9 protein-coding genes are annotated in these 5,513 nt (G+C 44.8%); all 9 read right to left on the bottom strand.

What is annotated here, in order from left to right; translation table 11 throughout:
• The coding region (locus GCE9029_RS27180) for a replication endonuclease (protein ID WP_171841080.1) at positions 1-962 on the bottom strand (962 nt) is incomplete at its 3' end.
• A gap of 63 nt (positions 963-1,025) precedes the next feature.
• Complete coding sequence (locus tag GCE9029_RS27175; RefSeq protein WP_000466547.1) at positions 1,026-2,012, bottom strand: Minor spike protein; 987 nt, start codon at positions 2,010-2,012, stop codon at positions 1,026-1,028.
• 8 nt (positions 2,013-2,020) lie between these two features.
• The gene (locus GCE9029_RS27170) at positions 2,021-2,548 is read right to left on the bottom strand and encodes a hypothetical protein (protein ID WP_000487867.1); all 528 of its coding nucleotides are present in this window, start codon (positions 2,546-2,548) and stop codon (positions 2,021-2,023) included.
• Between the two features lie 110 nt (positions 2,549-2,658).
• Positions 2,659-3,942: a major capsid protein gene (locus GCE9029_RS27165; RefSeq protein WP_000065572.1), complete on the bottom strand. Its 1,284-nt coding sequence runs from the start codon at positions 3,940-3,942 to the stop codon at positions 2,659-2,661.
• Positions 3,943-3,978: 36 nt separating this feature from the next.
• Positions 3,979-4,095 (bottom strand): phage DNA packaging protein J, encoded by a 117-nt coding sequence (locus tag GCE9029_RS27160; protein ID WP_000033471.1) that lies wholly within the window; start codon positions 4,093-4,095, stop codon positions 3,979-3,981.
• Positions 4,095-4,553, bottom strand: a complete 459-nt coding sequence (locus GCE9029_RS27155) for a scaffolding protein D (protein ID WP_000084700.1) — start codon at positions 4,551-4,553, stop codon at positions 4,095-4,097. Before GCE9029_RS27155 ends, GCE9029_RS27160 begins: the two co-directional genes overlap by 1 nt.
• Positions 4,550-4,789: a phage DNA packaging protein C gene (locus GCE9029_RS27150; RefSeq protein WP_016670801.1), complete on the bottom strand. Its 240-nt coding sequence runs from the start codon at positions 4,787-4,789 to the stop codon at positions 4,550-4,552. Before GCE9029_RS27150 ends, GCE9029_RS27155 begins: the two co-directional genes overlap by 4 nt.
• Positions 4,722-4,874 carry a hypothetical protein gene (locus GCE9029_RS27145; RefSeq protein ID WP_435988044.1) on the bottom strand — a complete coding sequence of 51 codons (153 nt, stop codon included), beginning with the start codon at positions 4,872-4,874 and terminating at the stop codon, positions 4,722-4,724. Before GCE9029_RS27145 ends, GCE9029_RS27150 begins: the two co-directional genes overlap by 68 nt.
• Positions 4,807-5,513, bottom strand: a 707-nt coding sequence (locus GCE9029_RS27140; protein ID WP_062667967.1) for a replication endonuclease, incomplete at its 5' end; no start/stop codon positions are given. The genes GCE9029_RS27140 and GCE9029_RS27145, both read right to left, overlap by 68 nt.

The raw sequence follows: 5,513 nt of genomic DNA, 5'->3' as shown, positions 1-5,513 counted from the left end.
CAACCAGAACGTGAAAAAGCGTCCTGCGTGTAGCGAACTGCGATGGGCATACTGTAACCATAAGGCCACGTATTTTGCAAGCTATTTAACTGGCGGCGATTGCGTACCCGACGACCAAAATTAGGGTCAACGCTACCTGTAGGAAGTGTCCGCATAAAGTGCACCGCATGGAAATGAAGACGGCCATTAGCTGTACCATACTCAGGCACACAAAAATACTGATAGCAGTCGGCGTGTGAATCATTAGCCTTGCGACCCTCGGCAGCAAGAACCATACGACCAATATCACGAAAATAGTCACGCAAAGCATTGGGATTATCATAAAACGCCTCTAATCGGTCGTCAGCCAACGTGAGAGTGTCAAAAACGATAAACCAACCATCAGCATGAGCCTGTCGCATTGCATTCATCAAACGCTGAATAGCAAAGCCTCTACGCGATTTCATAGTGGAGGCCTCCAGCAATCTTGAACACTCATCCTTAATACCTTTCTTTTTGGGGTAATTATACTCATCGCGAATATCCTTAAGAGGGCGTTCAGCAGCCAGCTTGCGGCAAAACTGCGTAACCGTCTTCTCGTTCTCTAAAAACCATTTTTCGTCCCCTTCGGGGCGGTGGTCTATAGTGTTATTAATATCAAGTTGGGGGAGCACATTGTAGCATTGTGCCAATTCATCCATTAACTTCTCAGTAACAGATACAAACTCATCACGAACGTCAGAAGCAGCCTTATGGCCGTCAACATACATATCACCATTATCGAACTCAACGCCCTGCATACGAAAAGACAGAATCTCTTCCAAGAGCTTGATGCGGTTATCCATCTGCTTATGGAAGCCAAGCATTGGGGATTGAGAAAGAGTAGAAATGCCACAAGCCTCAATAGCAGGTTTAAGAGCCTCGATACGCTCAAAGTCAAAATAATCAGCGTGACATTCAGAAGGGTAATAAGAACGAACCATAAAAAAGCCTCCAAGATTTGGAGGCATGAAAACATACAATTGGGAGGGTGTCAATCCTGACGGTTATTTCCTAGACAAATTAGAGCCAATACCATCAGCTTTACCGTCTTTCCAGAAATTGTTCCAAGTATCGGCAACAGCTTTATCAATACCATGAAAAATATCAACCACACCAGAAGCAGCATCAGTGACGACATTAGAAATATCCTTTGCAGTAGCGCCAATATGAGAAGAGCCATACCGCTGATTCTGCGTTTGCTGATGAACTAAGTCAACCTCAGCACTAACCTTGCGAGTCATTTCTTTGATTTGGTCATTGGTAAAATACTGACCAGCCGTTTGAGCTTGAGTAAGCATTTGGCGCATAATCTCGGAAACCTGCTGTTGCTTGGAAAGATTGGTGTTTTCCATAATAGACGCAACGCGAGCAGTAGACTCCTTCTGTTGATAAGCAAGCATCTCATTTTGTGCATATACCTGGTCTTTCGTATTCTGGCGTGAAGTCGCCGACTGAATGCCAGCAATCTCTTTTTGAGTCTCATTTTGCATCTCGGCAATCTCTTTCTGATTGTCCAGTTGCATTTTAGTAAGCTCTTTTTGATTCTCAAATCCGGCGTCAACCATACCAGCAGAGGAAGCATCAGCACCAGCACGCTCCCAAGCATTAAGCTCAGGAAATGCAGCAGCAAGATAATCACGAGTATCCTTTCCTTTATCAGCGGCAGACTTGCCACCAAGTCCAACCAAATCAAGCAACTTATCAGAAACGGCAGAAGTGCCAGCCTGCAACGTACCTTCAAGAAGTCCTTTACCAGCTTTAGCCATAGCACCAGAAACAAAACTAGGGACGGCCTCATCAGGGTTAGGAACATTAGAGCCTTGAATGGCAGATTTAATACCAGCATCACCCATGCCTACAGTATTGTTATCGGTAGCAAGCACATCACCTTGAATGCCACCGGAGGCGGCTTTTTGACCGCCTCCAAACAATTTAGACATGGCGCCACCAGCAAGAGCAGAAGCAATACCGCCAGCAATAGCACCAAACATAAATCACCTCACTTAAGTGGCTGGAGACAAATAATCTCTTTAATAACCTGATTCAGCGAAACCAATCCGCGGCATTTAGTAGCGGTAAAGTTAGACCAAACCATGAAACCAACATAAACATTATTGCCCGGCGTACGGGGAAGGACGTCAATAGTCACACAGTCCTTGACGGTATAATAACCACCATCATGGCGACCATCCAAAGGATAAACATCATAGGCAGTCGGGAGGGTAGTCGGAACCGAAGAAGACTCAAAGCGAACCAAACAGGCAAAAAATTTAGGGTCGGCATCAAAAGCAATATCAGCACCAACAGAAACAACCTGATTAGCGGCGTTGACAGATGTATCCATCTGAATGCAATGAAGAAAACCACCATTACCAGCATTAACCGTCAAACTATCAAAATATAACGTTGACGATGTAGCTTTAGGTGTCTGTAAAACAGGTGCCGAAGAAGCTGGAGTAACAGAAGTGAGAACCAGCTTATCAGAAAAAAAGTTTGAATTATGGCGAGAAATAAAAGTCTGAAACATGATTAAACTCCTAAGCAGAAAACCTACCGCGCTTCGCTTGGTCAACCCCTCAGCGGCAAAAATTAAAATTTTTACCGCTTCGGCGTTATAACCTCACACTCAATCTTTTATCACGAAGTCATGATTGAATCGCGAGTGGTCGGCAGATTGCGATAAACGGTCACATTAAATTTAACCTGACTATTCCACTGCAACAACTGAACGGACTGGAAACACTGGTCATAATCATGGTGGCGAATAAGTACGCGTTCTTGCAAATCACCAGAAGGCGGTTCCTGAATGAATGGGAAGCCTTCAAGAAGGTGATAAGCAGGAGAAACATACGAAGGCGCATAACGATACCACTGACCCTCAGCAATCTTAAACTTCTTAGACGAATCACCAGAACGGAAAACATCCTTCATAGAAATTTCACGCGGCGGCAAGTTGCCATACAAAACAGGGTCGCCAGCAATATCGGTATAAGTCAAAGCACCTTTAGCGTTAAGGTACTGAATCTCTTTAGTCGCAGTAGGCGGAAAACGAACAAGCGCAAGAGTAAACATAGTGCCATGCTCAGGAACAAAGAAACGCGGCACAGAATGTTTATAGGTCTGTTGAACACGACCAGAAAACTGGCCTAACGACGTTTGGTCAGTTCCATCAACATCATAGCCAGATGCCCAGAGATTAGAGCGCATGACAAGTAAAGGACGGTTGTCAGCGTCATAAGAGGTTTTACCTCCAAATGAAGAAATAACATCATGGTAACGCTGCATGAAGTAATCACGTTCTTGGTCAGTATGCAAATTAGCATAAGCAGCTTGCAGACCCATAATGTCAATAGATGTGGTAGAAGTCGTCATTTGGCGAGAAAGCTCAGTCTCAGGAGGAAGCGGAGCAGTCCAAATGTTTTTGAGATGGCAGCAACGGAAACCATAACGAGCATCATCTTGATTAAGCTCATTAGGGTTAGCCTCGGTACGGTCAGGCATCCACGGCGCTTTAAAATAGTTGTTATAGATATTCAAATAACCCTGAAACAAATGCTTAGGGATTTTATTGGTATCAGGGTTAATCGTGCCAAGAAAAGCGGCATGGTCAATATAACCAGTAGTGTTAACAGTCGGGAGAGGAGTGGCATTAACACCATCCTTCATGAACTTAATCCACTGTTCACCATAAACGTGACGATGAGGGACATAAAAAGTAAAAATGTCTACAGTAGAGTCAATAGCAAGGCCACGACGCAATGGAGAAAGACGGAGAGCGCCAACGGCGTCCATCTCGAAGGAGTCGCCAGCGATAACCGGAGTAGTTGAAATGGTAATAAGACGACCAATCTGACCAGCAAGGAAGCCAAGATGGGAAAGGTCATGCGGCATACGCTCGGCGCCAGTTTGAATATTAGACATAATTTATCCTCAAGTAAGGGGCCGAAGCCCCTGCAATTAAAATTGTTGACCACCTACATACCAAAGACGAGCGCCTTTACGCTTGCCTTTAGTACCTCGCAACGGCTGCGGACGACCAGGGCGAGCGCCAGAACGTTTTTTACCTTTAGACATTACATCACTCCTTCTGCACGTAATTTTTGACGCACGTTTTCTTCTGCGTCAGTAAGAACGTCAGTGTTTCCTGCGCGTACACGCAAGGTAAACGCGAACAATTCAGCGGCTTTAACCGGACGCTCGACGCCATTAATAATGTTTTCCGTAAATTCAGCGCCTTCCATGATGAGACAGGCCGTTTGAATGTTGACGGGATGAACATAATAAGCAATGACGGCAGCAATAAACTCAACAGGAGCAGGAAAGCGAGGGTATCCTACAAAGTCCAGCGTACCATAAACGCAAGCCTCAACGCAGCGACGAGCACGAGAGCGGTCAGTAGCAATCCAAACTTTGTTACTCGTCAGAAAATCGAAATCATCTTCGGTTAAATCCAAAACGGCAGAAGCCTGAATGAGCTTAATAGAGGCCAAAGCGGTCTGGAAACGTACGGATTGTTCAGTAACTTGACTCATGATTTCTTACCTATTAGTGGTTGAACAGCATCGGACTCAGATAGTAATCCACGCTCTTTTAAAATGTCAACAAGAGAATCTCTACCATGAACAAAATGTGACTCATATCTAAACCAGTCCTTGACGAACGTGCCAAGCATATTAAGCCACTTCTCCTCATCCAACGCGTCAGTTTTTGACAGAATCGTTAGTTGATGGCGAAAGGTCGCAAAGTAAGAGCTTCTCGAGCTGCGCAAGGATAGGTCGAATTTTCTCATTTTCCGCCAGCAGTCCACTTCGATTTAATTCGTAAACAAGCAGTAGTAATTCCTGCTTTATCAAGATAATTTTTCGACTCATCAGAAATATCCGAAAGTGTTAACTTCTGCGTCATGGAAGCGATAAAACTCTGCAGGTTGGATACGCCAATCATTTTTATCGAAGCGCGCATAAATTTGAGCAGATTTGTCGTCACAGGTTGCGCCGCCAAAACGTCGGCTACAGTAACTTTTCCCAGCCTCAATCTCATCTCTCTTTTTGCGTTCTGCTTCAATATCTGGTTGAACGGCGTCGCGTCGTAACCCAGCTTGGTAAGTTGGATTAAGCACTCCGTGGACAGATTTGTCATTGTGAGCATTTTCATCCCGAAGTTGCGGCTCATTCTGATTCTGAACAGCTTCTTGGGAAGTAGCGACAGCTTGGTTTTTAGTGAGTTGTTCCATTCTTTAGCTCCTAGACCTTTAGCAGCAAGGTCCATATCTGACTTTTTGTTAACGTATTTAGCCACATAGAAACCAACAGCCATATAACTGGTAGCTTTAAGCGGCTCACCTTTAGCATCAACAGGCCACAACCAACCAGAACGTGAAAAAGCGTCCTGCGTGTAGCGAACTGCGATGGGCATACTGTAACCATAAGGCCACGTATTTTGCAAGCTATTTAACTGGCGGCGATTGCGTACCCGACGACCAAAATTAGGGT

Origin of the sequence: Grimontia celer (assembly GCF_900055185.1) — a bacterium.
Classification (GTDB): domain Bacteria; phylum Pseudomonadota; class Gammaproteobacteria; order Enterobacterales; family Vibrionaceae; genus Enterovibrio; species Enterovibrio celer.
Note: the sequence above shows the minus strand (reverse complement) of the source record. Positions and strands in the feature narration are given on the sequence as shown.